The sequence below is a fragment of the Streptomyces sp. NPDC020845 genome (assembly GCF_044334165.1).
GTDB lineage: Bacteria > Actinomycetota > Actinomycetes > Streptomycetales > Streptomycetaceae > Streptomyces.
In genome coordinates, this window is record NZ_JBIRSJ010000016.1 from 24350 (window position 1) to 50304 (window position 25955).

At 71.6% G+C, this 25955-nt stretch carries 24 protein-coding genes; 18 read left to right on the top strand and 6 right to left on the bottom strand.

Annotation, left to right across the window (positions count from 1 at the left end; genetic code table 11):
* Positions 1–254: 254 nt before the first annotated feature.
* The 10 genes from ACH4U7_RS37365 to der all read left to right on the top strand — a co-directional run bounded on the left by ACH4U7_RS37365 (position 255) and on the right by der (position 9697).
* Positions 255–1421 (top strand): ParA family protein, encoded by a 1167-nt coding sequence (locus ACH4U7_RS37365; protein WP_089513310.1) that lies wholly within the window; start codon positions 255–257, stop codon positions 1419–1421.
* On the top strand, positions 1406–2002 hold the full coding sequence (locus tag ACH4U7_RS37370) for a hypothetical protein (protein ID WP_398532214.1): 597 nt from the start codon (positions 1406–1408) through the stop codon (positions 2000–2002). Before ACH4U7_RS37365 ends, ACH4U7_RS37370 begins: the two co-directional genes overlap by 16 nt.
* A 70-nt stretch (positions 2003–2072) precedes the next feature.
* Positions 2073–3269 (top strand): segregation/condensation protein A, encoded by a 1197-nt coding sequence (locus ACH4U7_RS37375; protein WP_398532215.1) that lies wholly within the window; start codon positions 2073–2075, stop codon positions 3267–3269.
* Positions 3266–3982, top strand: coding sequence for an SMC-Scp complex subunit ScpB (scpB, locus tag ACH4U7_RS37380; RefSeq protein ID WP_398532216.1), 717 nt, complete (start codon positions 3266–3268; stop codon positions 3980–3982). The genes ACH4U7_RS37375 and scpB overlap by 4 nt, the downstream gene beginning before the upstream one ends.
* Complete coding sequence (locus ACH4U7_RS37385; RefSeq protein WP_398532217.1) at positions 3982–5079, top strand: pseudouridine synthase; 1098 nt, start codon at positions 3982–3984, stop codon at positions 5077–5079. The genes scpB and ACH4U7_RS37385 overlap by 1 nt, the downstream gene beginning before the upstream one ends.
* Before the next feature lie 149 nt (positions 5080–5228).
* Positions 5229–5591 carry a chorismate mutase gene (gene aroH, locus ACH4U7_RS37390; protein WP_398532218.1) on the top strand — a complete coding sequence of 121 codons (363 nt, stop codon included), beginning with the start codon at positions 5229–5231 and terminating at the stop codon, positions 5589–5591.
* Positions 5588–6673 (top strand): prephenate dehydrogenase, encoded by a 1086-nt coding sequence (locus ACH4U7_RS37395; protein WP_398532219.1) that lies wholly within the window; start codon positions 5588–5590, stop codon positions 6671–6673. The genes aroH and ACH4U7_RS37395 overlap by 4 nt, the downstream gene beginning before the upstream one ends.
* 61 nt (positions 6674–6734) lie before the next feature.
* Positions 6735–7448: a (d)CMP kinase gene (gene cmk / locus ACH4U7_RS37400; protein WP_398532220.1), complete on the top strand. Its 714-nt coding sequence runs from the start codon at positions 6735–6737 to the stop codon at positions 7446–7448.
* Positions 7449–7546: 98 nt separating this feature from the next.
* The gene (locus ACH4U7_RS37405; RefSeq protein ID WP_398532419.1) at positions 7547–8146 is read left to right on the top strand and encodes a lysophospholipid acyltransferase family protein; all 600 of its coding nucleotides are present in this window, start codon (positions 7547–7549) and stop codon (positions 8144–8146) included.
* A gap of 87 nt (positions 8147–8233) precedes the next feature.
* Positions 8234–9697 (top strand): ribosome biogenesis GTPase Der, encoded by a 1464-nt coding sequence (gene der, locus ACH4U7_RS37410; RefSeq protein ID WP_398532221.1) that lies wholly within the window; start codon positions 8234–8236, stop codon positions 9695–9697.
* A gap of 59 nt (positions 9698–9756) precedes the next feature.
* On the opposite strand, the gene ACH4U7_RS37415 is transcribed toward der, so the two are convergent.
* Positions 9757–10188 (bottom strand): hypothetical protein, encoded by a 432-nt coding sequence (locus ACH4U7_RS37415; protein ID WP_398532222.1) that lies wholly within the window; start codon positions 10186–10188, stop codon positions 9757–9759.
* Between the two features lie 275 nt (positions 10189–10463).
* Positions 10464–11255 carry a hypothetical protein gene (locus ACH4U7_RS37420; protein WP_398532223.1) on the bottom strand — a complete coding sequence of 264 codons (792 nt, stop codon included), beginning with the start codon at positions 11253–11255 and terminating at the stop codon, positions 10464–10466.
* Between the two features lie 273 nt (positions 11256–11528).
* On the opposite strand from ACH4U7_RS37420, the gene ACH4U7_RS37425 reads away from it, so the two are divergent.
* From ACH4U7_RS37425 to ACH4U7_RS37440, 4 genes are all read left to right on the top strand, one after another.
* Positions 11529–12779, top strand: coding sequence for a glycosyltransferase family 4 protein (locus ACH4U7_RS37425; RefSeq protein WP_398532224.1), 1251 nt, complete (start codon positions 11529–11531; stop codon positions 12777–12779).
* Positions 12776–13663, top strand: a complete 888-nt coding sequence (locus ACH4U7_RS37430) for a hypothetical protein (protein ID WP_398532225.1) — start codon at positions 12776–12778, stop codon at positions 13661–13663. The genes ACH4U7_RS37425 and ACH4U7_RS37430 overlap by 4 nt, the downstream gene beginning before the upstream one ends.
* Positions 13664–13763: 100 nt before the next feature.
* Positions 13764–13937 carry a hydrophobic protein gene (locus ACH4U7_RS37435; RefSeq protein WP_398532226.1) on the top strand — a complete coding sequence of 58 codons (174 nt, stop codon included), beginning with the start codon at positions 13764–13766 and terminating at the stop codon, positions 13935–13937.
* A gap of 107 nt (positions 13938–14044) precedes the next feature.
* Positions 14045–15004 (top strand): helix-turn-helix transcriptional regulator, encoded by a 960-nt coding sequence (locus tag ACH4U7_RS37440; protein WP_398532227.1) that lies wholly within the window; start codon positions 14045–14047, stop codon positions 15002–15004.
* Here ACH4U7_RS37440 and ctaD read toward each other — a convergent pair.
* A complete protein-coding gene (gene ctaD, locus ACH4U7_RS37445) occupies positions 14973–16706 on the bottom strand; it encodes a cytochrome c oxidase subunit I (RefSeq protein ID WP_398532228.1) in 1734 nt (577 codons plus the stop codon). The genes ACH4U7_RS37440 and ctaD overlap by 32 nt on opposite strands.
* A 531-nt stretch (positions 16707–17237) precedes the next feature.
* Between ctaD and ACH4U7_RS37450 the strand changes: the two genes are divergently transcribed.
* Positions 17238–17453, top strand: a complete 216-nt coding sequence (locus ACH4U7_RS37450; protein WP_398532229.1) for a proteinase inhibitor I78 — start codon at positions 17238–17240, stop codon at positions 17451–17453.
* 185 nt (positions 17454–17638) lie between these two features.
* Here ACH4U7_RS37450 and ACH4U7_RS37455 read toward each other — a convergent pair whose 3' ends face one another.
* Together ACH4U7_RS37455 and ACH4U7_RS37460 are read right to left on the bottom strand one after the other, a co-directional pair.
* Positions 17639–18679, bottom strand: a complete 1041-nt coding sequence (locus ACH4U7_RS37455; protein WP_398532230.1) for a phosphatase PAP2 family protein — start codon at positions 18677–18679, stop codon at positions 17639–17641.
* 276 nt (positions 18680–18955) lie between these two features.
* Entirely contained in the window at positions 18956–20143 is a 1188-nt protein-coding gene (locus ACH4U7_RS37460; protein WP_398532231.1) for a mannosyltransferase family protein, read from the bottom strand.
* A 341-nt stretch (positions 20144–20484) separates the two neighbouring features.
* Here ACH4U7_RS37460 and ACH4U7_RS37465 point away from each other — a divergent pair, with 341 nt between their 5' ends.
* Entirely contained in the window at positions 20485–22305 is a 1821-nt protein-coding gene (locus tag ACH4U7_RS37465; RefSeq protein ID WP_398532232.1) for an MFS transporter, read from the top strand.
* A 191-nt stretch (positions 22306–22496) separates the two neighbouring features.
* On the top strand, positions 22497–23693 hold the full coding sequence (locus tag ACH4U7_RS37470) for an acyl-CoA dehydrogenase family protein (RefSeq protein WP_398532233.1): 1197 nt from the start codon (positions 22497–22499) through the stop codon (positions 23691–23693).
* Between the two features lie 10 nt (positions 23694–23703).
* On the opposite strand, the gene ACH4U7_RS37475 is transcribed toward ACH4U7_RS37470, so the two are convergent.
* Positions 23704–24135, bottom strand: a complete 432-nt coding sequence (locus ACH4U7_RS37475; RefSeq protein ID WP_319697288.1) for a cell division protein SepF — start codon at positions 24133–24135, stop codon at positions 23704–23706.
* 237 nt (positions 24136–24372) lie between these two features.
* Here ACH4U7_RS37475 and ACH4U7_RS37480 point away from each other — a divergent pair, with 237 nt between their 5' ends.
* Positions 24373–25602 carry a DUF5685 family protein gene (locus ACH4U7_RS37480; protein ID WP_398532234.1) on the top strand — a complete coding sequence of 410 codons (1230 nt, stop codon included), beginning with the start codon at positions 24373–24375 and terminating at the stop codon, positions 25600–25602.
* The last annotated feature ends 353 nt before the right edge of the window (positions 25603–25955 follow it).

A 25955-nucleotide genomic window follows, 5' to 3' on the forward strand; every position in this document is an offset into this window, starting at 1 on the left:
GTAACGCGGATGACAGTTCGCTTCGCCAACTCGCCCTAAAAGTAACTATTCAGACGCTTTACCCGTCGAGGAATCCTCGCTTCACCCCCCATACGCCCTTGACAGCGCGGTGTTCGATTGCCGACACATCGTGCCGTGTCCGGTGGATTGTGTTGCTGCGAACCGCCGACACGCCATAGAGTCGCCAACCGTCGGCATGGTGTCACGCTGACCTATCTAGAAATTTCCTGGTCACCAAGGAGGTAGGACGACTTGTGAATGAGTCGACATTTTCTCCCGGGGGTGGTCAACCAGGATCGGCTGCGCGGGGCCAGGGTCCCTCGGGGCTCGAGGCTGTCGGCTCTGTAGCTGTCCGCACCTTCGCCACGCACCAGAACTTGACGACAGCCCACCAGAGTCAGAGCATGGACGGCCATCACGTGAACGCCATGGCCGGCGACCAGGGGGGCATGGATCCCGCCCGCTTCGCCGCCTACGACGACCTCCCCGACGGGCACTTCTACGACCCGGACGCCGAGTACGAGCCGGACCCCGAGTACGCGGCCACACTCGCGCCCGACGCGGCCCGCCAGCGACGCGAACGCATCGGCCCCACCGGGCGGCCGCTGCCGTACTTCCCGATCCCCGGACCGCTGACCGACCACGGCCCCGCGAAGATCATCGCGATGTGCAACCAGAAGGGCGGCGTCGGCAAGACCACCTCCACCATCAACCTCGGCGCGGCCCTCGCCGAATACGGACGCCGGGTCCTGCTCGTCGACTTCGACCCGCAGGGCGCCCTGTCGGTCGGCCTCGGCGTCAACCCGATGGAGCTCGACCTCACGGTCTACAACCTGCTCATGGAGCGGGGCATGTCGGCCGACGAGGTGCTGCTCAAGACGGCCGTGCCCAATATGGACCTGCTGCCCAGCAATATCGACTTGTCGGCCGCCGAGGTGCAGCTGGTCAGCGAGGTCGCCCGGGAGTCCACCCTGCAGCGCGCGCTCAAGCCGTTGATGGCGGACTACGACTACATCGTCATCGACTGCCAGCCCTCGCTCGGCCTGCTCACCGTGAACGCGCTCACCGCGGCGCACAAGGTGATCGTGCCGCTCGAGTGCGAGTTCTTCGCCCTGCGCGGTGTGGCGTTGCTCACGGAGACGATCGAGAAGGTCCAGGAACGGCTCAACCCCGAGCTCGAACTGGACGGCATCCTCGCCACGATGTACGACTCGCGCACCGTGCACAGCCGTGAGGTCCTGGCCCGCGTGGTCGAGGCGTTCGACGACCACGTCTACCACACGGTCATCGGCCGCACGGTCCGCTTCCCCGAGACCACGGTCGCGGGTGAGCCGATCACCACGTACGCGTCCAACTCCGTCGGTGCCGCCGCCTACCGCCAGCTCGCCAGGGAGGTGCTCGCCCGGTGTCACGCCGAGTGAGTCTGCCGGGAGCCGACGAACTGTTCCGCACCACCGGAGGAACGGCGCTGCAGTCGTCCTCCCCCGCGTCCTCCCGCCGTCAGAACGGCGGCGAGGCGCGGGTGCCCGCACCCGCCGGCGACCCCGACACGGCCGCTGACGGGGCCGAGGGCGGCCCAGGAGAGCGACGGGCGACGGAGGACGCGGAGCAGTCAGGACCGGCCGAGCACAGCGGCCGGGAGGCCGCCGCCCGCGCCGACGCCGTCGGCGACCGCCGCCCGCCGGGCGGCGGGGAGCGGCGGGGCGGCCGCCAGCCGCAGGACGGCCCGTCCGCGCCCGCCCAGGCGGGCCCGGCCCGCCGCCGCGGCCGCGCGGCCAACCGGCGCCCCAGCGGGCGCGAGCGCCACGACGAGAAGATCACGGTCTATGTCTCCGCCGAGGAGCTGATGGACCTCGAGCACGCCCGCCTGGTGCTCCGCGGTGAGCACGGCCTCGCCGTCGACCGCGGCCGGATCGTCCGCGAGGCGGTCGCGGTCGTCCTCGCCGACCTCGAGTCGCGCGGCGACGCGAGCATCCTGGTGCGCCGCTTGCGCGGTCGCTGACGGGGTCGGGCGATAGCCTGCCCGCTTGTTGTAGGGCCGAGCTGCCCCGACCCCCGCCCCCTGGACCGCGATGCCCACGAACCCCACCCCCGCCCAGCCCCCTCGCTCACCCCGCCGCAGCCTCGGCCGGGGCCCCGGCACGGGGCCGCGCGCGACGGGCACCGCACCCGGTAACCAGGCCCCGGCCCCTGAGGCCCCACCAGCCGAGGCGCCGCAGCCTGTCGAGCCGCCGCAGCCCGCTGAGCCGCCGCAGCCTCCCGAGCCCGTCGCGGCGCCCACGGACACCGACAACGGCGCGGCGCTCACGGACGCCGAGCCCGTCGCGGAGCCCCCGCCGGAGGCCGCACCCGACGACGCGGTGCGGGACGCCGAGCCCCCGGCTCACCCGAAGCCCGAGCAGCCCCCTGCCGCGGACGCGGGGGAGGGCCCCGGCGACGGGGATGCGCGTGGGGATGGGCAAGGGAAGTTCACCGTCCGGCTGGCGAACTTCGAGGGGCCCTTTGATCTGCTGCTCCAGCTGATCTCCAAGCACAAGCTCGATGTCACCGAGGTCGCCCTCTCCAAGGTCACCGACGAGTTCATGGCGTATATCCGGGCCATGGGGCCGGACTGGGACCTCGACCAGACCACCGAGTTCCTGGTCGTCGCCGCGACCCTGCTCGATCTCAAGGCCGCCCGGCTGCTGCCCGCGGCCGAGGTCGAGGACGAGGCCGACCTGGCCCTGCTGGAGGCGCGGGACCTGCTCTTCGCGCGTCTTTTGCAGTACCGCGCGTTCAAACAGATCGCAGACATCCTCAACGACCGGCTGATCGCGGAGTCCCGCCGCTACCCCCGCACCGTGGGCCTGGAGCCGCACCACGCGGACCTCCTTCCCGAAGTCGTCATCAGCATCGGCGCGGAGGGCTTCGCGAAGCTGGCCGTGAAGGCGATGCAGCCCAAGCCCAAGCCGCAGGTGTACGTCGACCACATCCACGCCCCGCTGGTCAGCGTCCGGGAGCAGGCCGAGGTCGTGGTGGCGCGGCTGCGGGAGCTGGGGGAGGCGAGCTTTCAGACGCTCACCGAGGACGCGCCCGATGTGCTGACCGTCGTCGCGCGGTTCCTGGCGCTGCTGGAGCTCTACCGGGAGCGCGCGGTGCAGCTGGACCAGGAAGAGGCGCTCGGCTCGCTCATGGTGCGCTGGACGGGCGCGGAGGGCCGGCAGCCGCTGGTGACCGACGAGTTCGACCAGGAACCGCAGTCGCGGCCCGAAAAGGAGGCAGAGACGTGAGCGAGCAGCAGCCATCCCGCACCGCCGAGGCCCCGGCCGAAGCCTCGGACCTTGCCGAGCTCGACCTCAAGCCGGCCCTTGAGGCCGTGCTCATGGTCGTCGACGAACCTGCCACCGAGGAACACCTGGCCAAGATCCTGGACCGGCCGCGCCGGGCGGTCCGGGGCGCGCTGCGCGAGCTGGCCGACGAGTACACCGCGCAGGGCCGCGGCTTCGAGCTGAGGCTGGTCGCGGGCGGCTGGCGCTTCTACACCAGCCCCGCCTACTCCGCGGCTGTCGAGCGCTTCGTCCTGGACGGTCAGCAGGCCCGGCTCACCCAGGCCGCTTTGGAAACCCTCGCCGTGGTCGCGTACCGTCAGCCGGTCAGCCGTTCCCGCGTTTCGGCCGTACGCGGCGTGAACTGCGACGGTGTGATGCGGACCCTCCTGCAGCGCGGTCTGGTGGAGGAGGCGGGAACAGAACCTGAAACAGGTGCGATCCTGTACAGGACGACGAACTACTTCCTGGAGCGGATGGGCCTGCGCGGCCTGGACGAGCTTCCCGAGCTCGCCCCGTTCCTCCCGGAGGCGGATGCGGTCGAGGGCGAGTCCCAGGAGGGGCTGCCGTCCTTCGACCCGGACGCACCGGACCCGCAGGACGACGACCGAGCCCACGACAACCAGGGCCATGACCACCAGGGCCACGACAGCGGCCACTCTCAGACGGAATCTTGATGCGAAGCAGCGGCAGGAACAGCAGGGGCACCGGCGGTAGCCAGAACTACCGGGGCGCGGGCAACGGGCGCGACGACAAGCAGAAGCGCGCGGGCCGGCCCCGTCCTGAGGAGCGCCGCTACGACGTGGGCGGTGGCCAGCCCGGCGGCGCGAAGAGCGGCGGCCCGAAGGGCGGCGGCCGGGGCAGCGGAGGCCCGAAGTCCGGTGCCGGGGCCGGTGGCGCCCAGGGCGGCGGCCCCAGGGGTGGTGGCCGCGGCCGCAAGCCCGCCGCCCCGGCCCGCCCGCGCGAGTACGAGGCGCAGATAGAGGAACGCAATCGCGCCCGGCACGACAAGCCGCGGGTCAAGCTGCCCAAGACGTTCCCCGGAGCCGAGCAGGAGGGCGAGCGGCTGCAGAAGGTCCTCGCCCGCGCCGGCATGGGCTCGCGCCGTGCCTGTGAAGAGCTCATCGACCAGGCCCGGGTCGAGGTCAACGGCAAGATCGTCACGGAGCAGGGGCTCCGCGTCGACCCGGAGAAGGACGAGATCAAGGTCGACGGGCTGACCGTCGCCACCCAGTCGTACCTCTTCTTCGCGCTGAACAAGCCCGCGGGCGTCGTCTCCACCATGGAGGACCCGGACGGCCGCCAGTGCCTGGGCGACTATGTCACCAACCGCGAGACCAGGCTCTTCCACGTCGGCCGCCTCGACACCGAGACCGAGGGCATCATCCTGCTCACCAACCACGGCGAGCTGGCCCACCGCCTCACCCACCCCCGTTACGGCGTCACCAAGACCTATCTCGCCGCGATCCAGGGCCCCCTCCCGCGCGACCTCGGCAAGCGGCTCAAGGACGGCATCCAGCTCGAGGACGGCTACGCCCGCGCCGACCACTTCAGGGTCGTGCAGAACACCGGCAAGAACTATCTGGTCGAGGTGAGCCTGCACGAGGGGCGCAAGCACATCGTGCGGCGCATGCTCGCCGAGGCCGGCTTCCCGGTCGACAAGCTGGTGCGTACGGCCTTCGGCCCGATCGCGCTGGGCGACCAGAAGTCCGGCTGGCTGCGGCGGCTGACCAACACCGAGGTGGGCATGCTGATGCGCGAGGTCGACCTCTAACCACCGCATTCCCTTCGGTTCCCCCGCCCCGTCCCATCCCGTCCCGCACCCGTGACGGTGGGTGTCCGCAGGATGGGCGCGGCGTCGTCGCGCCCGGTCCGCCTCGCTAGGCTGACCGGGGGACGCCGGGTACGGAAGGGAGCCCAGACGTGGCGGTACGAGCGGTCCGCGGGGCCGTCCAGCTGGAGCGGGACGAGCCGGGGCACATGCACGAGCAGGTTTCCGCGCTGCTCACCGCCATCCTGGAGCGCAACGGCCTGACGCCGGACGACCTGATCAGCGTGTGGTTCACGGCCACCCCCGATCTGCACAGCGACTTCCCGGCCGTCGCCGCCCGCAAGCTCGGGATCACCGACGTGCCGCTGATCTGCGCACAGGAGCTCGATATCGCCGGGGCCATGCCGCGCGTGGTCCGCATCCTCGCGCATATCGAGACCGACCTGGCCAAGTCCGATCTCGCCCATGTCTACCTCGGCGGCGCCGCCGCCCTCCGTAAGGACATCGCCCAGTGAGAACCGCCCTCGTCATCGGCACCGGCCTGATCGGCACCTCCGTGGCGCTCGCCCTGGCGGGCCGCGGGGTCCGGGTGTATCTCAGCGACCACGACCCGGACCGGGCCCGTACCGCGGCGGCCCTCGGCGGCGGCACGGTGGACGAGCCGGAGGGCCCGGTCGACCTGGCGGTCGTCGCCGTACCGCCCGCGCATGTGGCCCGGACCATCGCCGACGCGATGCGCCGCGGCATCGCGCGCGGCTTCCTGGACGTCGCCAGCGTCAAGGGCGGGCCGCGCCGCGAGCTGGAAGCGCTCGGCTGCCCGCTGACCCGGTACCTCGGCACCCACCCCATGGCGGGCGCCGAACGCTCCGGGCCGCTGGCCGGGACGGCCGACCTCTTCGAGGGCCGCCCGTGGGTGCTCACGCCGACCAGTGCCACCGACACCGAAGTGCTCAACCTCGCGCTCGAACTGGTCGCGCTGTGCCGGGCCGTGCCCGTGGTGATGGACGCGGACGCCCACGACCGGGCCGTCGCGCTGGTCTCGCACACCCCCCAGCTGCTCTCCAGCATGGTCGCGGCGCGGCTGGAGGACGCGGACGAGACGGCGGTACGGCTGTGCGGGCAGGGCATCCGCGATGTGACCCGGATCGCCGCCTCCGACCCCGCGCTGTGGGTCGACATCCTCTCCGCCAACCCGGGCCCGGTGGCCGACATACTCGCCGCGGTCGCCACCGACCTCGACGAGACCGTCCGGGCGCTGCGCGCACTCCAGTCGGCCGACGACGCCAAGCGCCGCGACGGCACGCAGGGCATCGAGGACGTACTGCGGCGCGGCAACGCGGGGCGCGAGCGGGTGCCGGGCAAGCACGGCGCGGCCCCGGCCGCGTACGAGACGGTGTCGGTGCTCATCGGCGACCAGCCCGGCGAGCTGGCCCGTATCTTCGCCGACGCGGGCCGCGCCGGGGTCAACATCGAAGACGTACGGATCGAGCACGCGACCGGCCAGCAGGCCGGCCTGATCCAGCTCTTCGTCGAACCCCTCGCCGCGCCGGGCCTCACGGCCGCACTGCGGGAAAAAGGTTGGTCGATCCGGCAGTAACCTTGTGCGAGGCCCTTGAGTGGGGCTGCGAAACCGCCCGTGCGCAAGAAACGCAAGAAAGGTGTCTGTCACCGTGGAAACCGCCGCCCGGACCGCCCCGGCAGCAGTGATTGTCGCGATCGACGGCCCCGCAGGCACGGGCAAGTCCAGCACCTCCAAGGCGGTCGCGGCCAAGCTCGGCCTCGGCTACCTCGACACCGGCGCCCAGTACCGGGCGATCACGTGGTGGATGGTGAACAACGGCATCGACGTCGACGACGCCACCGCCGTGGCCGACGCCGCCGCCAAGCCCGTCATCGTCTCCGGCACCGACCCGGCGGGCCCCACCATCACCGTGGACGGCGTGGACGTCGCCGGCCCGATCCGCACCCAGGAGGTCACCTCCAGGGTCAGCGCGGTCAGCGCGGTCCCCGAGGTGCGGACGCAGATCACCGAGCTGCAGCGGTCCATCGCCGCCGAGGCGCCGCGCGGCATCGTCGTGGAGGGCCGGGACATCGGCACCACCGTGCTGCCCGACGCCGACGTCAAGATCTTCCTGACCGCCTCCGCCGAGGCGCGGGCCGCCCGCCGCAGCGGGGAGCTCAAGGGCAAGGAGGCCGTGGACCTGGCCGCCACCCAGGCCGCGCTGGCCAAGCGGGACGCCGCCGACTCGGGCCGTAAGACCTCGCCGCTCGCCAAGGCGGACGACGCGATCGAGGTCGACACCACCAGCCTCACCCTTGAGCAGGTCATCGAGTGCGTGGTGACCCTCGTCGAGGAGAAGCGTTCCGCGTGACCCGAACCCCCAGCACGACCGGCAAGGCCGACAAGGCCGCCGCCGCGCTGCCCAGCGCGAGCGGCGCCGCGGTCGGCCGCCGGATCGGCATCGGTCTGATGTACGGGCTGTGGAAGCCGCGGGTGCTGGGCGCCTGGCGGATTCCGGCCAGCGGTCCGGTCATCCTCGCGGGAAACCACTCCCACAACCTCGACGGCCCGATGCTGATCGGCACCTCGCCGCGGCCGGTGCACTTCCTGGTCAAGAAGGAGGCGTTCGTCGGCCCGCTGGACCCATTCCTGCGCGGGATCGGTCAGCTGAAGGTGGACCGGGCGAACGCCGACCGGACGGCGATCACGGACGCTCTTGGCGTGCTGGAGCGCGGCGGCGTGCTGGGGATCTTCCCGGAGGGCACCCGCGGCGACGGCGACTTCGCCTCGCTGCGCGCCGGGCTCGCCTACTTCGCCGTACGGTCGGGCGCCCCGATCGTGCCGGTGGCGGTGCTGGGCACCGCGTTGCGGCGTGGCCGGGTGGTGCCGGGGCTGCCGCCGCTGCGCAGCAGGATCGACGTGGTCTTCGGTGACCCCTTCGAGGCGGGGGACGGCAGCGGCCGGCGGACCCGCTCGGCCCTGGACGAGGCGACCGTGCGCGTCCAGAAGCGGCTGGGAGCGCATCTGGCGGACGCCAGACGGCTCACCGGCCGAGCCGACCATCCATAGCGGCCGCCCATTGACGTGACACACCAGCGGGCCGTACGGGCCCGCGGCAGCTGCGGACAGCAGCGAAGGACGACGAGGAATGACTTCATGAACGACCAGATCCACACCGGCGACCAGCAGCACGGTGAGCTTGGCGACGCCGAGTACGCGGAGTTCATGGAGCTCGCCGCGCAGGAAGGCTTCGACCTGGAGGAGGTCGAGGGCGACCTGGCCGCGGCAGGGCATGGCCCGCTGCCCGTCCTCGCCGTCGTCGGCCGCCCCAATGTCGGCAAGTCGACCCTGGTGAACCGCATCATCGGCCGCCGCGAGGCGGTCGTGGAGGACCGCCCGGGCGTCACCCGCGACCGGGTGACCTACGAGGCCGAATGGTCCGGCCGTCGCTTCAAGGTGGTCGACACCGGCGGCTGGGAGCAGGACGTGCTCGGCATCGACGCGTCCGTGGCCGCCCAGGCCGAGTTCGCCATCGAGGCCGCCGACGCGGTGGTCTTCGTGGTGGACGCCACGGTCGGCGCCACCGACACCGACGAGGCCGTGGTCAAGCTGTTGCGCCGGGCCGGGAAGCCCGTCGTACTGTGCGCCAACAAGGTCGACGGCCCCAGCGCCGAGGCGGACGCGGCGATGCTGTGGTCGCTCGGCCTCGGCGAGCCGTACCCGGTCTCCGCGCTGCACGGCCGCGGCACCGGCGACATGCTGGACGCCGTGCTGGAGGCGCTGCCCGAGGCCCCGGCCCAGACCTTCGGCGCCACCATCGGCGGTCCGCGCCGTATCGCGCTCATCGGCCGCCCGAACGTCGGTAAGTCGTCCCTGCTCAACAAGGTGGCGGGCGAGGAGCGGGTGGTCGTCAACGAGATGGCGGGCACCACCCGCGACCCGGTCGACGAGCTGATCGAACTCGGCGGGGTGACCTGGAAGTTCGTGGACACGGCCGGTATCCGCCGCCGGGTGCACCTCCAGGAGGGCGCGGACTACTACGCCTCGCTGCGCACCGCCGCCGCCGTGGAGAAGGCCGAGCTGGCGGTCGTCCTGATCGATTCCAGCGAGTCGATCAGCGTCCAGGACCAGCGGATCATCTCGATGGCGGTCGAGGCCGGGCGCGCGATCGTCGTGGCGTACAACAAGTGGGACACGCTCGACGAGGAGCGCCGCTACTACCTCGAGCGCGAGATCGAGACCGAGCTGGGGCAGATCCAGTGGGCGCCGCGGGTCAATGTCTCGGCGCGCACCGGCCGCCATATGGAGAAGCTGGTTCCGGCGATCGAGACCGCGCTGGCCGGGTGGGAGACCCGGGTGCCGACCGGGCGGCTGAACGCCTTCCTCGGTGAGATCGTCGCCTCCCACCCGCACCCGGTCCGCGGCGGCAAGCAGCCCCGCATCCTCTTCGGGACGCAGGCCGGGACCAAGCCGCCGCGCTTTGTGCTGTTCGCCTCGGGCTTCCTGGAGGCGGGCTACCGACGGTTCGTCGAGCGGCGGCTGCGCGAGGAGTTCGGCTTCGAGGGGACTCCGCTGCAGATCTCGGTGCGGGTGCGCGAGAAGCGCGGCCGCAAGAAGTAGCTTCCGCGAGCCGGAACGGTCCGGAAGCGTCCGGAAGCAGTCACGGGCGGGGCGCGGGGTCAGTACCCGTGGCCCCGCCCGTCGCGCTGTCCGGGCGGCAGTGCGGGCAGATAGGTGCGGTGGTGGCGCCCGATGGGCTCCCAGACCCCGGTGTGACCCCCCGCGTGGCCGCCCGTGTGCCCCGTGTATCCCGTGTGCCCGGTGTGCCCTGTATGGCCGTGGCCTCCCGTATGGCCGTGCCCGCTCGTGGGACCGTGGCCGCCCGTATGGCCCGGGTAGCCGCCCGTGTGGCCGTGGCCGCCGCTGGTCAGCCCGCGGGGCTGGCCGGGCTGCCCGATGGCGCTGAACGCCGTGAACTCCAGGTTCTCCTCGTCCGAGCGGTCGCCGGGCAGGGCCCGGAACAGCCTCCGGTACTCCGCGTACAGCGCGTCGTAGATCGGCGTGGCGGACGGCCACCGATGATCGCTCAGCATGTCCTGCGCCGGGCGCATGGCCGGAATGTGGGCGTGCTGCAGGGCCCGGGCGGGCGGGGGATACGGGGCCCGGGCGGGCGGGGGATACGAAGCCCGGGGAAGCGGGTCATACGGGGCTCGGGAGGGTGGGGGAGAAGAGGCTCGGGAGGGTGGGGGAGAAGAGGCTCGGGAGGGAGGGTCGTATGCGTGCACGTATGTGCCAACGACCCGGCCGCCCGTCGGATGCGGGATCGGCGGTGAATGGGCCGCGTGTACGAGGTCGGCGCGGCGGGGTGCGGGCGCGGTCATGGGGATCAGGTGCCCGCGAGCGGCATGGCGGCGCCGACCAGGGCGCCGCGTGCGGCGGCCCGGTCCAGGGCGGTGCGCAGCTGGTCCTCGCGCGGCTGGGTGCCGATCGTGCCGGCCGAGGCGGCGTAGAGCAGCACCTGCTGGGAGCGGCCGACGGCGGATCGCCAGCCGTCGCTGACCGGCATCGGGTGGTGGGCCTGCCACCACGCCACGGGCGCGCCGCCGCCCGGGGCCGGCATCAGTACGGCGTGCAGCTGACCCGCGGCCAGCAGTACGGACCAGCCGGGGATGGGCGTCGGCGGCCGGCCGAGGTCGTACACCGGCAGAAAGCCCTGCTCGGTCAGGAGGGGCAGGAAGTCGTCGCCCGCGCCGCCGATACCGGGCCGGGTGATCGGCTCGGTCGGCTCGACGACGAGCGCGGGCCGGGCCTCGCCGCCCACCAGGACCACCCCGCTGGTGACGCCGAGCACCGCCTGGGTGTCGGCGGCGGGCGGCGGTTCGGGGGCGGGCGGCACGGCTTCCTCGGCGGTGATGGACCGTACGGCGCCGCGCAGCTGATCCTCGGAGACCGGGACGACCTGGGAGGGGACACAGGTGGCATGCGCGAAGGCGAGCACCGCGGTCTCCTGGCCCACGAAGAGCACGGTGCTGGTGCGCTCCTGGTCGGTGTTCCCGGGCGTGCGGCAGGAGGTGCAGTCGTAGCTGCCCGGGGCGTTCTCGCCGGCCAGCAGCCTGTCGGCTTCTTCGTCGCCGATCTCGGCGCGTACGTCATCGCTGACGTCGAGCATGCGCGGCACGGGTGGCTCCTCGGTATCGGTCCGTGGCACCGGGTGGTTTCCCGGCTCCATGTAGTCAACGGGCCATCCGCGGCTGGGTCACTGCACTTGAGGCTCTGATGAGCTAAGACCGGTAAAAGTTCCGCACGTTCGCTACCAATTTGACATATGTTCAAGAACAAGACGGTTATGGAGACCAACCCAGCAACCGTTTCCCGGGTCTGACCCATTGATAGGCGGACGTGTGAGGCTGTCCGCGGGGAAACGGTGGGAAACGGTTGGATACCGGGACGGATGCATATCTCATTCCTGATTCACAACGCGTACGGGATCGGCGGGACGATCCGAACCACGTACAACCTCGCCCGAACGCTGGGCGAACAGCACGACGTGGAGATCGTGTCGGTGTTCCGCCACCGTGACGTGCCGGTCTTCGACCCCGGCCCGAACGTGCGGCTCAGCCACCTTGTGGACATCCGCAAGAAGAGCCCGGCCTACGAGGGTGACGACCCCGAGCACGCCCGCCCCGCGCGGGTCTTCCCGAGGAGCGAGGGCCGGTACAAGCAGTACAGCCGGCTCACCGACCGGCGGATAGCCGAGCACCTGAGGCGGCTGGACTGCGATGTCGTCGTCGGCACCCGCCCCGGTCTGAATGTGCACATAGCCCGCGAGGCCCGCCGCGGGCCCGCGCGCGTCGGCCAGGAGCATCTGACCCTGGGCACCCACTCCAAGGCGCTGAAGCGGACGCTGCGCGGTGTGTACCCGCGGCTGGACGCGGTCACCACCGTCACTCAGGCGGACGCCGAGACGTACCGGGGTCAGATGCGGCTGCCGGGCGTACGGCTGGAGGCGGTGCCCAACAGCGTGCCCGAACCGGACCTCGAGCCCGCCGACGGCACTGGCAAGTGGGTCGTGGCGGCCGGCAGGCTCGCCCCGGTGAAACGGTACGACCTGCTGATACGGGCGTTCGAGAAGGTCAGCGCGGAACGCCCCGACTGGCGGCTGCGGATCTACGGCGGCGGCGACCAGCGGGCCAAGCTGCGGACCCTGATAGACCGGCTCGGCCTGTACAACCACATCTATCTGATGGGCCCGGCCAACCCCCTGGACCCGGAGTGGGCCAAGGGCTCGATCGCCGCCGTGACCTCCAGCATGGAGTCCTTCGGGATGACCATCGTCGAGGCGATGCGCTGCGGTCTTCCCGTGGTCTCCACCGACTGCCCGCACGGGCCCGCGGAGATCATCGATGACGGCGTGGACGGCCGTCTGGTCCCCACTGGAGACGTCGACGCCATCGCCACGGCCCTCCTGGGCCTCATCAACGACGACGAACTGCGGCAGCGGATGGGCCGGGAGGCGCTGAAGCGCTCCGCCCGCTTCGACCCGTCCCAGGTGGCCGGGCGCTACGAGTCGCTTTTCGCCGACCTCGTGGGGCGCAGCACCGTACGCGGCGCCCTGCACCGCGCCCGCGGCACCCTCCTCAGCGGTGTGTTCGCGACGAAGGACGTGGGCTACTCGATGTTCGGAAGGGCGCGTACCGCATGAGCGACGCAAGCACGGCCGCCGAGTTCGCTCCGCCGCGCGCCGACTGCGTGGCGGACTCCGCCGGCGGGCTCACCTTCCAGGTCGCGGATTGGGCCCGTCCCGGGCTGGACGCCGGCCCGGACGCCGCGCTGGTGCTGGTGCGCCGGGGCGCGGACCCCGGCCCCGAGGGGGAGGTGCGGCTGCCGCTGGTGCCCACCGAGGGCGGCAGGCTGCAGGCCGCGCTGCCGAGCACGGTGCCGCTGCCGGAGGGGCGCTGGGACGTCCATATGGTCCTCGGCGAGGCCGAAACGCAGCGGCTCGCGCCGGGCCTGAACGATCTGCGCTCGCTCGTCGACCGCAAGCCGGGCCCCAGCACCTCGCCGCTGGCCGTCCGTATCCCGTACCCGACCAAGCACGGCAACCTCTCGCTGCGCAGCTGGCGCCGCACCCCGCACGCGGAGGCGGGGGAGCTACGGGTCGAGGGCGGCGGGCTGGTGGTGCGCGGCCGGCTGTACCGGGTGGCGCACCCGGCCGAGTGGCTGGCCGGCGCGGTCGCCGAGGCCCGCTTCCGGTCCGAGCCTTCGCGGGTGTGGACGGGGCAACTCGAGGTGAACGGTGCGAACGCCGGCAACGGCGCGGACGGCGCGGACTTCTCCTGCACGCTGCCGCTCGCGGAGTTGGCGGACGGCTGGAAGGGCGGTGAGGAGGCGTGGGACCTGTGGCTGCGCCCGGCCGACCCGGACGCGGCCCCGGCGCGGCTGGCGCGGATCCTGGACGACGTCCCGGACAAGAAGGAGATCTTCACCTACCCGGCACAGGCCATCGCCGCTCCGCACGGCGCCGCGAAGGCCGGCCCGTACTACACCGTCAACAACGATCTGGCGGTGCGCGTCGAAGGCGCCTAGCGAGCGCGGGGATCCTTAATGACAGGCCGGTATTAATCTGGGCATAAGGTGCACATAAGGGGTGTGCACCAGGGGAACTCGCACCGCGGAGGTGTGAACGATGATGCCTGTCCTTCTGGTCCTGCTTCTCGCGGTGGTCCTGTTCGGAGTCGGATTCCTCGTCAAGGCGCTGTGGTGGATCGCCCTCGCGGTCCTGGTGGTCTGGCTGCTCGGCTTCCTGTTCCACCGCACCGGGGCGACCGGCGGACACCGGACGCACTGGTACCGCTGGTGAGCGGTGACGGCAGCGGCTGACGCCGCTGTCCCAGCCGCCGAGGACAACGTCCCCCGGCTACCGCTGGGAGGTGCCCCCTGTCCTCGGCGGCTGGCACACTCGGCGCCATGTTGGAGACCTCCGCACGCCTGCTCCGCCTGCTCTCCCTGCTGCAGGCCCACCGCGAGTGGTCCGGCGGCGAGCTCGCCGACCGCCTCGGGGTGACCACGCGCACCGTGCGCCGCGATATCGACCGGCTGCGCGAACTCGGCTATCCCGTGCACTCCAGCCCCGGGACGGCCGGCGGCTATCAGCTCGGCCCGGGCGCCCAGCTGCCGCCACTGCTGCTCGACGACGAGGAGGCGGTGGCCGTCGCGGTCGGGCTGCGCCAGGCGGCGGGCGGCGGGGTGGAGGGCATCGAGGAGACCTCGGTACGCGCCCTCGCCAAGCTGGAACAGGTGCTGCCGGACCGGCTGCGCCGCCGGGTGAGCGCGCTGAGCGCCTTCACCGTGCCCATGCTGGGCGGTTTCCAGGGCCCCACGGTCGATCCGGCGGTGCTGACCGAGCTGGCGAACGCCTGCCGGGACTGCCGTCAGCTGCGCTTCGAGTACCGCGCCCACGGCGGCGCCGTCAGCCGCCGTACTGCCGAGCCGCACCGGCTGGTGGCCGCGCAGCGTCACTGGTACCTCGTCGCCTGGGATCTGGACCGGGGCGACTGGCGTACGTTCCGGGCCGACCGCATCACCCCGACGCCCCCGCACGGCCCGCGCTTCGCCCCGCGCCGGCCGCCCGCCGAGGACCTGGCCGCGTATGTCCGCGAGGGCGTGTCCACCACCGTGTACGCCGAGAAGGCCACCGTGCTGCTGCGGGTGTCCGCCGAGCGCGCGGCCGAGCGGGTGTCGCCGGCCGCCGGGGTGCTGGAGCCGGTCGACGAGCACAGCTGTCTGCTGCACACCGGCGCCGGGAGCCTGGACGTCATGGTGATCCATATCGCCCTGCTGGGGCTGGACTTCGAGGTGCGGGAGCCGCCCGAGCTGAACGATCACATCCAGGAGCTCAGGGACCGGCTGACCCGGGCCCTGGACTGAACGGGCCGCGCCCCGGGCCGAGCGGGCCCCGCGGCCCCGGCCCCCGCTCCGCCTCCGCGGCCGGGGCGAACCTCGGGTGGTGCAGATCGAAGGCGGGGGACTCGGAGCGGATACGCGGCAGCGCGAGGAAGTTGTGCCGGGGCGGCGGGCAGGAGGTCGCCCACTCCAGGGAGCGGCCGAAGCCCCAGGGGTCGTCGACCGTCACCTTGGCGCCGTGCTTGCTGGTCTTCCAGACGTTGTAGAGGAACGGCAGCGTCGACATGCCCAGCAGGAAGGAGCCGATGGAGGAGACGGTGTTGAGGGCGGTGAAGCCGTCGGCCACCAGATAGTCGGCGTAGCGGCGCGGCATGCCCTCGGCACCCAGCCAGTGGTGCACCAGGAAGGTGGTGTGGAAGCCGACGAACAGCGTCCAGAAGTGGATCCGGGCGAGCCGTTCGTCGAGCAGTTTGCCGGTGAACTTCGGCCACCAGAAGTAGAACCCCGCGAACGTCGCGAAGGTCACCGTCCCGAAGACGACGTAGTGGAAGTGGCCCACCACGAAGTAGGAGTCGGTGACGTGGAAGTCCATCGGCGGCGACGCCAGGATCACCCCGGTCAGCCCCCCGAACAGAAAGCTGACGAGAAAGCCGACCGCCCACAGCATCGGTGATTCGAAGGACAACGAGCCGCCCAGCATCGTGCCGATCCAGTTGAAGAACTTCACCCCGGTCGGCACCGCGATCAAGAAGGACAGCAGTGAGAAGAACGGCAGCAGCACCGCGGCGGTCGCGAACATATGGTGCGCCCACACCATCATCGACAGCGCGGTGATGGCGATCGTCGCGCCGATCAGCGTCACATAACCGAACACCGGCTTACGGGAGAAGACCGGAATGATCTCGGTGATGATGCCGAAGAACGGCAGCGCGATGATGTACACCTCGGGGTGGCCGAAGAACCAGAACAGATGCTGCCACAGCAGCGCGCCACCGAATCGGGCGTCGAAGACCACCGCCCCGAACCGCCGGTCCGCCTCCAGGCAGAGCAGCGCCGCCGCCAGCACCGGGAACGCCATCAGGATCATGATCGAGGTGAAGAGGGTGTTCCAGGTGAAGATCGGCATCCGGAACATCGTCATGCCCGGGGCGCGCATCGTGACGATGGTCGTCAGGAAGTTCACCGCGCCGAGGATCGTGCCGAACCCCGCCAGCGCAAGCCCCATGATCCACATATCGGCGCCCACGCCGGGGGAGCGGACCGCGCTGTTGAGCGGGGCATATGCGGTCCAGCCGTAATCCGGACCGCCCCCGGGCAGCGCCAGACCGCACAGCACGATGATTCCGCCGAACAGAAAGAACCAGTACGAGAGCATGTTCAGACGCGGAAAGGCCACATCAGGCGCGCCGATCTGAAGCGGCATGATCTCGTTGGCGAACCCCGCGAAGGCCGGCGTCGCGAACAGCAGCAGCATGATCGTGCCATGCATGGTGAACGCCTGGTTGTACGCCTCGTTCGACATCAGCTGCAGCCCTGGCCTGGCCAACTCGGCGCGCATCACCATCGCCAGCGCCCCCGCCACCAGAAAGAAGCCGAACGCGGTGATCAGATACAGATGCCCGATCTTCTTGTGGTCCGTGGTGGTCAGCCAGTCCACCAGGATCTGGCCCACGCCCGGCACCCGCGCCGGTCCGGCAGCCGCCGCCTGTGCGGTCTCCGTCCCCATCGGCGCTCCCTTTAGGTGATTTCGGCGGGATTTGGGCTGTGGCCATGATGCGCACGGCGGGCGGGCGGGCGCGAGGGTCCACCCCTTGCGTCACTCGGTCGGCGGCACCCGGGTGCCGCAGCCGAGTACGGCATGCCGCAGCCGGGTAGGGCGCCCGGGTACCGCCGATCGGCCGGGGAAACCCGCGGTTCCCTACTCGGTCAGTTTGTGGCGGAATTGTGTATTCCGTGGGCGTGAGCGGTCGATTTCCGCCGGGCTTCGGGAATTTACTCGGAAGTTGCTGTGAGCCGGTCTCCGCCAATACCAGAGCGGCGTCAATGCGAGAGATTTGCCGGGGAAACCGGCGGAAACTCGCCGTCACCTTTGTGCCGTCAACACGGAACACGGACGAGTGACAGAGAAGGAAACAAACCCGGGCGTGTTTTCTGTGACACAAGTGTGACGAGTGAGGGACGCGGTACGGGTGAGTATGTGTCAGCGGTCGGGGAGAGTCGGGTTCCACCGCCGAGTCGCGGCGCATACGGTGGCGTTATGGCACCTGTACCGACGCCCTCCGCCGAACCCGACGACGATCTCGACAGCTATGTGGGCCTCAACGCCCGGACCGCCCAGGAGCGCGCTCGTGAGCGGGGTTGGAGCACCGTGCGCACACTTCCGACGGGCGCGATCATCACCATGGAGTATCTGCGGGGGAGGATCAACTTCGAGGTGGCCGACGACGCCGTGAAGCGCTGCTGGAAGGGGTGACGGCAGGGCGCACACGCTGAGGCGGCCGAGCCGGTCGAGGCGGCCGATACGGCGACGGCCCCGGACGCTCGGCAGGAGCGTCCGGGGCCGTGGTGCGTTCGGCTCAGCGCGACCGGTGGGCGGCGGGGCTGGGGGAGAGGCGTGCGTACCGTCCCCGCGGGCCCGGCTGCCGTACCGGCGGCGGATCAGCCGCCGGTGCTGGCCGCGCGCCCGCGGCCCGCGGTCGGACCCAGCGGCGCCGTGGCGCGCGGCACCCGGTCGGCGTGCGGCGGGCGGCGGCTGCCGCCCGGGGCGCCGGCCCGCTCGGTGCGGATCGGATGCGGGCGCAGCGGGTGGTGCGGGCGGGCCTCGGACATATGCGCCGCGACACCGCTCGGCCGGCCGCCGACCCCCACCGCCTCGCGGGCCGGCAGCTCGTCGTCGTGCGCCGTACGCGGGGTGGCCAGGGCCGAACCGGCCACCGGCCGCGACAGCGGCCGCGGCGCCGACGCCCGGTCCCGGTACTCGCGCACCTTGCGGTACAGGGCACGCAGCAGCACCTCGGCGCGCGCCATCGCCGGCTCCAGCCACGGCAGCGCCAGCAGCACCAGCACCCCGGCGGCCCAGCCGAGCACCACATCGCTGACCCAGTGAGTGCCGAGGTAGACGGTGGTCATGCCGACGCCGAAGGCGAAGACCGCGGCGATGACCGAGGCGATCCTGCGGGCGTGGGGAGTGGTCGCCAGATAGGCCAGCACACCCCAGGTGACCACCGCGTTCGCGGTGTGACCCGAAGGAAATATATCGCCGTTGCCCCACATCTCATTGGAGCCGACGCTGGTCGCGTAGTGCGGACCGAGCCTGCCGAGGCCGAGCTTGACGGACCCGACGGTGATGTTGAGCAGCAGCAGGGAGGTCCCCAGCACGATCAGCGGGCGCAGGGTGCGCTGCTGGTAGCAGCACCATCCGATCCAGGCGGTCACCGCCACCGCGGTGGGGCCGCGCTGGCCCATGACCACGAAGTAGTCCAGGAAGGTGTGGATCTCCGGCCAGTGTTTGTACGGCCGGAACAGCATGACCTGCCAGTCGAGCCGCACCAGCCACGAGGTGGTGAGCACCCCGATCACCGTCGCCGCGTACACAGCGAGGGTGGACCCGAGCAGCCAGCGGCGTGTTCGGGTCATGCGCGGTCGCGCCAGATCGGTCGGGCGCCCCTTCACCTGAGGGAGCTTGTCATCGGTACGCACTCAATCGACGTTACATTGCGTGACAGGCCGCTTCGGTCGATCACGTCGCTTTGTGATGACGATGTGATGTGGAGTGTGTCTCGTCCGGGGTTTTTGAACTCGCCATTCGGGCGGAAATCCCCGGGTGGTCGCGGCTTTTCCGGGAGCCGCGTTCCCGAAGCGGCTCCCCGACTTCTTTATGGAATTCTTACAGGGTCGTTTATCGGCGATTAGCCGGGGCGTTCCTCGGAGTTTCCCCAGCCGTCGCCCGGCCGCCGGGCCGCCCCGCCACCCCCCTCACGGCGGCCCCGTCCCGTTCAGCCAGAAGGCCCCGTACGCCGCCGAGGCGAGCCCCACCGACCCCAGGATCAGCGCGGCCCTGGCCGTACGCAGGCGTGCGAGGGCGGCCGCGAGCGGCAGCAGGATCGGGAAGGCGGGGAGCAGCAGCCGCGGCTTGGAGCCGAAGTAGCCCTTCGCGGTCAGCGCGAGGGTCAGCACCACCCCGGCGTACACCAGCAGCGGCAGCGGGTCGCGCCGCCGTACGCACCGGATGAACACCCAGATCAGCAGGGCCACGCCGATCAGCATCGCCAGCCCGGCCGCGAAGCCCGGCCCCGCCAGCAGGTCCCATGTGAAGCGCGCGAAGGCCGCACCGCCGTCGAATCCGTTCCGCCAGCCGCTCTGTACGTCGAGATAGCCGGTGACGCTGCCGGTCCGCACCCCCACCCACACCACATAGCCCAGCCAGCCGAGCGGTGCGAGGGCCACACCGAGCAGCACCCGCCGGTGCTCCGGGCGCCCTGCGAGCCGCCGCCCGGCGGGCAGCAGGGCCGCGGCCGCCGTGATCCACACCGCAGCGATCACCGCCGCCCCCACCGGCCGGGTCAGCCCGGCCAGTGCCGCCAGTGACCCGGCCCATACCCACCGGCCGGTGAGCAGCGCGTACACCGCCCAGGCGGCCAGCGCGGTGAACAGCGATTCGGAGTACGCCATCGACTGCACGATGCTGACGGGCAGCACCGCCCACAGCGCCACCAGCGCCGTGCCCACGCGCCGCCCGCGCAGCCGGTCACCGATCGCGAAGATCCCCCATGCGGCGAACAGCGATGCGAGCCAGCTCACCGCCAGGCCCGCGGCGGCGGCGTCCAGCGGGGTGAGGGCCGAGATCAGCCGCTCCAGCCAGGGCAGCAGCGGGAAGAAGGCCAGATCGGAGTGGACCGAGCCGTCGGGCAGCCGGAGCGTGTAGCCATAGCCCTCCTCGGCGATGCGCGAGTACCAGACGGCGTCCCAGCGCCCGGAGAGCAGCGTGTGCCAGCTCTTGCCCGTCGCCGACGACCAGATCGCGAGAACCACGACGCCCAGCAGCCGCGTCCCCGTATATGCCAGGAGCGCAGGAGCGGCCCGGCGCAGCGTGGCGGGAACCGCGCGGCCCGTCCGGTCGTCGTGTTTTCCGGCCGGGGGGTCGGTTTGGGCGAGTCCGGTCACGGACCCGATTATCCAGGCGCCCAGCCATGCGCCCTGCCCATGCGACCTGGTCGGCCGACCGGCGCCGAAGGGGCGGTGCGGCGCGGGACGAGGTGTGGAGGGCTAGACGATGGGGACGGGGCACAGAGGAAAAACGGGAGGGACAAATGGGGGACACCGGAACGTACGCCTTCGTTCACCCCTGCGACGTGGGTCTCAACATGGGATGGGCCACACGACCCGCGTGACGACTCGCGTACGCTGACCATTCACTCGCCCTCGCCGCCGGGTCGCCGGACGTCCTCAGCCTGCGACGTCCCGCTCCCGAGGGGTCGCGAGCGCACGACAGGGAGGTGCGGTTTATGTCCGGGACGACCACGGCCGGCAATCGACGGACGACGGGCGTCCCCCGGCAGTGGCGCGGCACCGGCGCGGACGGCGGAGCCCACCGCTGGATCGTGCTCCTCGTGCTCTGCGTCAGCTTGCTGCTGGTCGCCGTCGACGCGACCGTGCTGCATGTCGCGGTGCCCGCCGTCACCGAGGACCTGCGGCCGGGCTCCATCGAGCTGCTGTGGATAGTCGACGCGTACCCGCTGGTCTGCGCCTCCCTGCTGATCCTGTTCGGCACGCTCGGCGACCGGGTCGGCCGCCGCCGGGTGCTGCTGCTCGGCTACGGCCTCTTCGGCGTGGCCTCGGCCCTGGCCGCCGAGGCAGGCAATCCGAAGGTCCTCATCGTGGCCCGCGCCCTGCTGGGCGTCGGCGGCGCGATGATCATGCCCGCGACGCTGTCGATCCTGCGCCAGGTCTTCCCGGACCGCCGCGAGCGCGCCCTGGCCATCGGCGTCTGGAGCGCGGTGGCCGCCGTGGGCGCGGCCGTCGGGCCGCTGCTCGGTGGCTTCCTGCTGGAGCACTTCTGGTGGGGCTCGGTCTTCCTCATCAACATCCCGCTGATGGCGGTCGCCCTGCCCGTCGGCCGCTGGCTGCTGCCGGAGTCCACCGGCGACCGCGACGGCCCCTGGGACGTGCTGGGCGCGATCATGGCCGCCTGCGGGCTGTTCTGTCTGGTCTTCGGCGTCAAGCGGGTGGGCAGCGGCGCGGCCCCGCTGGATCCCCTCACCGCCGCGCCCGCCCTGTTCGGCGTGGTCCTGCTGGTGCTCTTCGTACGCCGGCAGCGCCGCCGCAAGCATCCGCTGGTCGATCTGCGGCTGTTCACCCGGCCCGCGTTCTCCATCTCCGTCGGCTGCATCGTGCTCGCCCTGCTGGCGCTCGTCGGCCTGGAGCTCATAGCCGCCCAGTATCTGCAGCTCGTCCTCGGCCTCACGCCGCTCGAGACGGGCATGCGGCTGCTGCCGCTCACCCTCGCCGCGATGGCCGCCGGGCTCGCCGGGTCCCGGATGCTGCAGCGGCTCGGCCCCCGCACCATGGTCGCCTTCGGCTTCTCGCTCACCGCGGCGGCCGTCCTCTCGCTGGTCGTCATGGGCCAGTCCGACCGGCCCGCGGTCCTGGTCGGCGCCTTCCTCTTCCTCGGCTTCGGCCTGGAGACCACGCTCTTCGGCGCATACGAGTCGATGCTCAACGAGGCGTCGGTCAAGTCCGCGGGCGGCGCGGCCGCGATCGGCGAGACCTCGTACCAACTCGGCGCCGGGATCGGTATCGCCCTCCTGGGCAGCGTCATGAACGCCACCTACGCGCCCGGCGTCTCCCACGCCGCGGGCGTCCCGGAGTCCGCGAGCGAGGCCGCGAGCTCGTCGCTCGGCGCGGCCTACAAGGTCTCCGACCGGCTCGGCGGCAAGGAGGGCGAGTCGCTGCGCGCGGTGGCGCGTGAGTCCTTCGTCCACGGTCTGCATGTCACGCTGGCGGTCAGCGCCGGTCTGCTGCTGGTGGGGGCGCTGGCGGCGCTGCGGCTGCCGAAGTCGATGGAGTGCGCGCCCGACGAGGACGGTACGGACACCGGACGCGGTACGGACACCGGGTGCGGTGCGGATACCGGACGCGGTACCGATGCCGGGGATACGACGAACGCCGGCGCCGGGCATGACCTGGAGCCGGCCCCCGCCCCGGACACCGCCCGCGACGCGGCGCAGGACACGGGCACCGCGCGCGTGCCCCGCCCGAACCGCCCCGACCGCGTCGGCCCCGACCGCGCCGACCGTGCGGCGGTCGGCGCGGAGACTTCCGGCTGACGGCGGTTCCCTCCGGCCCCGCATCCGCGCCGCCGGGCGGCCGGGCGCGGTCTGGACGCCGGGGATTACCCGGCCGTAGCGTCGGATCCGACCGGAACGATCACCCCGGCGGCACCGAGACCGCACCCCGACGCAGCTCAACGCAGCCCAACGCAGCCGAACCGAACCGCACCGGAACCGGAGGCCGAACCATGTCCGAGGGCGCCACCCGCAAGCTGCCGCCGTTCGACCCCGCCGACCCGCTCGGGATCGACGACCTGCTCGCCCCGGACGACCTCGCCGTCCGCACCACCGTCCGCCAGTGGGCCGCCACCCGCGTCCTGCCGGATATCGCCGACTGGTACGAGCGCGGCGAACTGCCCGGCATCCGGGAGCTGGCCCGCGAGCTCGGCTCCCTCGGGGCGCTCGGCATGTCGCTCACGGGATACGGCTGTACGGGCGCGAGCGCCGTCCAGTACGGGCTGGCCTGCCTGGAGCTGGAGGCCGCCGACTCCGGGATCCGCTCCCTGGTGTCCGTACAGGGCTCCCTCGCCATGTACGCCATCCACCGCTTCGGCTCGGAGGAGCAGAAGGAGCGGTGGCTGCCCCCGATGGCCGCGGGCGAGACCATCGGCTGCTTCGGGCTGACCGAGCCCGACCACGGCTCGGACCCGGCCGGGATGCGCACCTACGCCAAGCGGGACGGCTCCGACTGGGTGCTCACCGGCCGCAAGATGTGGATCACCAACGGCTCGGTGGCCGGGGTCGCCGTGGTCTGGGCCCGTACGGACGAGGGGATCCGGGGATTCGTCGTGCCGACGGACACCCCCGGCTTCTCGGCCCCCGAGATCCGGCACAAGTGGTCGCTGCGCGCCTCGGTGACCAGCGAGCTGGTGATGGACGAGGTGCGGCTGCCCGCCGACGCCGTGCTGCCGGAGGTCACCGGGTTGCGCGGCCCGCTCAGCTGTCTCAGCCACGCCCGCTACGGCATCGTCTGGGGATCGATGGGCGCGGCCCGGGCGTGTTTCGAGGCGGCGCTGGAGTACGCGGGGTCCCGCGAGCAGTTCGGCCGGCCCATCGGCGGCTTCCAGCTCACCCAGGCCAAGCTCGCCGATATGGCGGTCGAGCTGCACAAGGGCGTGCTGCTGGCCCATCACCTGGGAATGCGTATGGACGCCGGAACGCTCCGCCCCGAGCAGGTCAGCTTCGGCAAGCTCAACAATGTGCGGGAGGCGATCGAGATCTGCCGTACGGCCCGGACGATCCTGGGCGCCAACGGGATCTCCTTGGAGTACCCGGTGATGCGGCACGCGACGAATCTGGAATCGGTGCTCACCTATGAGGGCACCGTCGAAATGCACCAACTGGTGCTCGGCAAGGCGCTCACCGGACTGGATGCGTTCCGGTGAGCGGCCTTGCCTAGCTCTGGTTGAAGAAGCCGGTGGCGTGGTGTCTGTTGGCGCTGAGGACTTCGTAGTCCGGCGGCGTCAGCAGGAAGACGCGGTTGGCCACGCGGTCGATCGAGCCGCGCAGCCCGAAGATCAGCCCAGCCGCGAAGTCGACGACGCGCTTGGCGTCGGCGGGCTCCATGGTCGTCAGATTGACGATGACCGGCACGCCCTCCCGGAACATCTCGCCGATGCCGCGCGCGTCCCGGAAGCTCTCGGGGGTGACCGTGGCGATACGGGTGCCCTCGTCCCGCGCGGCCTGGTCGGCCACCCGCACCCGCGGGTCGGTCACCCAGGCGTCGCCGGGCTCGGGTCCCTCGGCGTAGTCGTCGTCGTAGTAGCGCTCGTCATCGCTGTCGTCGACGAGGCCAAGCCAAGCACTCGCCTTGCGCACCGATCCCATGGACGCCTCCTTTCACTGCCGCTCTCTGTACTGCACCTGCCCCCTCTATCGTCGTCCATGATGCAGAAGGTGTGCCACGTGGATTGCGGCCGCACAGGGGATTCGTGACGGTACTGGTGCACAACGTATGGCGACGAATCAGAGTTCCTCCTGCTAGCAGGCCCTGACGAGGCGATGGGTAGACTCCGCCGGGCCGGACGGGTGACGCCGGGGACGTATGGGTGAACGGGGAGAAAGTTGTTTGGCATTATCCGCCCTTGTCGGCACAGGCTGTCGGAAAACCTGCGCACCGAGTGGATGGCGCATCTGTGCGGGTTGTGCCTCGCGTTGCGCGGAGCCCGTGGCCAGTTCGCGCGGGTCGCCACCAATTACGACGGACTGGTCGTCTCGGTGCTCGTGGAGGCCCAGTCGCGGCGTACGGAGGGATGGCGGCGCACCGCCGGGCCCTGTCCGCTGCGCGGAATGCGGAGCGCGCCGGTCGCCCAGGGCGAGGGTGCGCGGCTGGCGGCCACCGTCTCCCTGGTGCTGGCCTCGGCGAAGATACGCGACCATGTGGCCGACGGTGACGGGGCGTTGGCGCGCCGGCCGGTCGCCGTGGCCGCCCGCCGGGTCGCCGCCGGATGGGACCGGGCGGGCGCCCGCAGCGGTGCGGAGCTCGGCTTCGATACGGCCGTGCTGCTGGACGCGGTCGGCCGTCAGGAGGGGATAGAGCGGGCGGCGGGCCTCGGCACCCCGCTGCTGGCCGTCACCGAGCCGACCGAGACCGCGACCGCCGCGGCCTTCGGACACACCGCCGTACTGGCCGAGCGGCCCGGCAACCGGGCGCCGCTTGAGGAGGCGGGGCGGCTGTTCGGCCGGCTCGCGCATCTGCTGGACGCGGTGGAGGACCTGGCCGAGGACACCGCGGCCGGAGCCTGGAACCCGATCACGGCCACCGGTACGGACCTGGCCGAGGTGCGCAGGCTGTGCGACGACGCGGTGCACGGGGTGCGTCTCGCGCTGCGCGAGGCGGAGTTCGAGAACGGCAAGCTCGCCCATGTGCTGCTGGCGCATGAGCTGCGGCGCGCGGTGGACCGGGCGTTCGGCACCACGTCCTGTTCGCACGGGCCATCCACCGGGAACGCCCCGCACGCCCCGTACGCCGCGCAGGGTGCGCCGCCGCCGCAGTCGCCCTGGATCAACAACCCGTACGGGCCCGGCCCGGGCGGCCCCGGGGGCGCCCCGCCCGAGCCTCCGAACCGCAGGCGGCGCGGGCTGATAGCCGGATGCGCGGTGTGGGCCGGGCTCTTCTGCACCTGTCAGGTGTGCTGTAAGAACCCGTACGACGACCCGTGGACCGGCGAGCCGCGCGAGGGCTGGTGCCATAAGTGCGATGACTGCAGCGACTGCTGTGACTGCTGTGACTGTGGCGATTGCTGTGGAAACTGCTGTAGCTGCGACTGCTGTGACTGCAGCTGCGATTGTTAGGCGGGGAGTTGGAAGCGCGAGGGGAGGGGGAGAGCGCTGAAGCGTGGGTGAAGGCGCGTGCTGCGTGAACTACGTGAATACGGGAACTGCGCGGACTGCGCGGAACAGGGACGGCCGCGCCGAACCCGGACAGCGGGCGGCGGGCAGCCGGAGCAGATGAGAAAGCCTCGGGACGCCTGGGCGGCGGAGGCGGCGGTCAGCCCGTACAGGAACCCGAACAGGACGCGGACCACACCCGACCGAAGTCGATGTGTCCGCGCGTGATCAGTCGCTGACGTGGCTGCATGGCCCAAGTGGAACAGCCTTGCGGTTCCGCGTCAACTGGCCATGAGACGCGCCGCCCACAGTTCGGA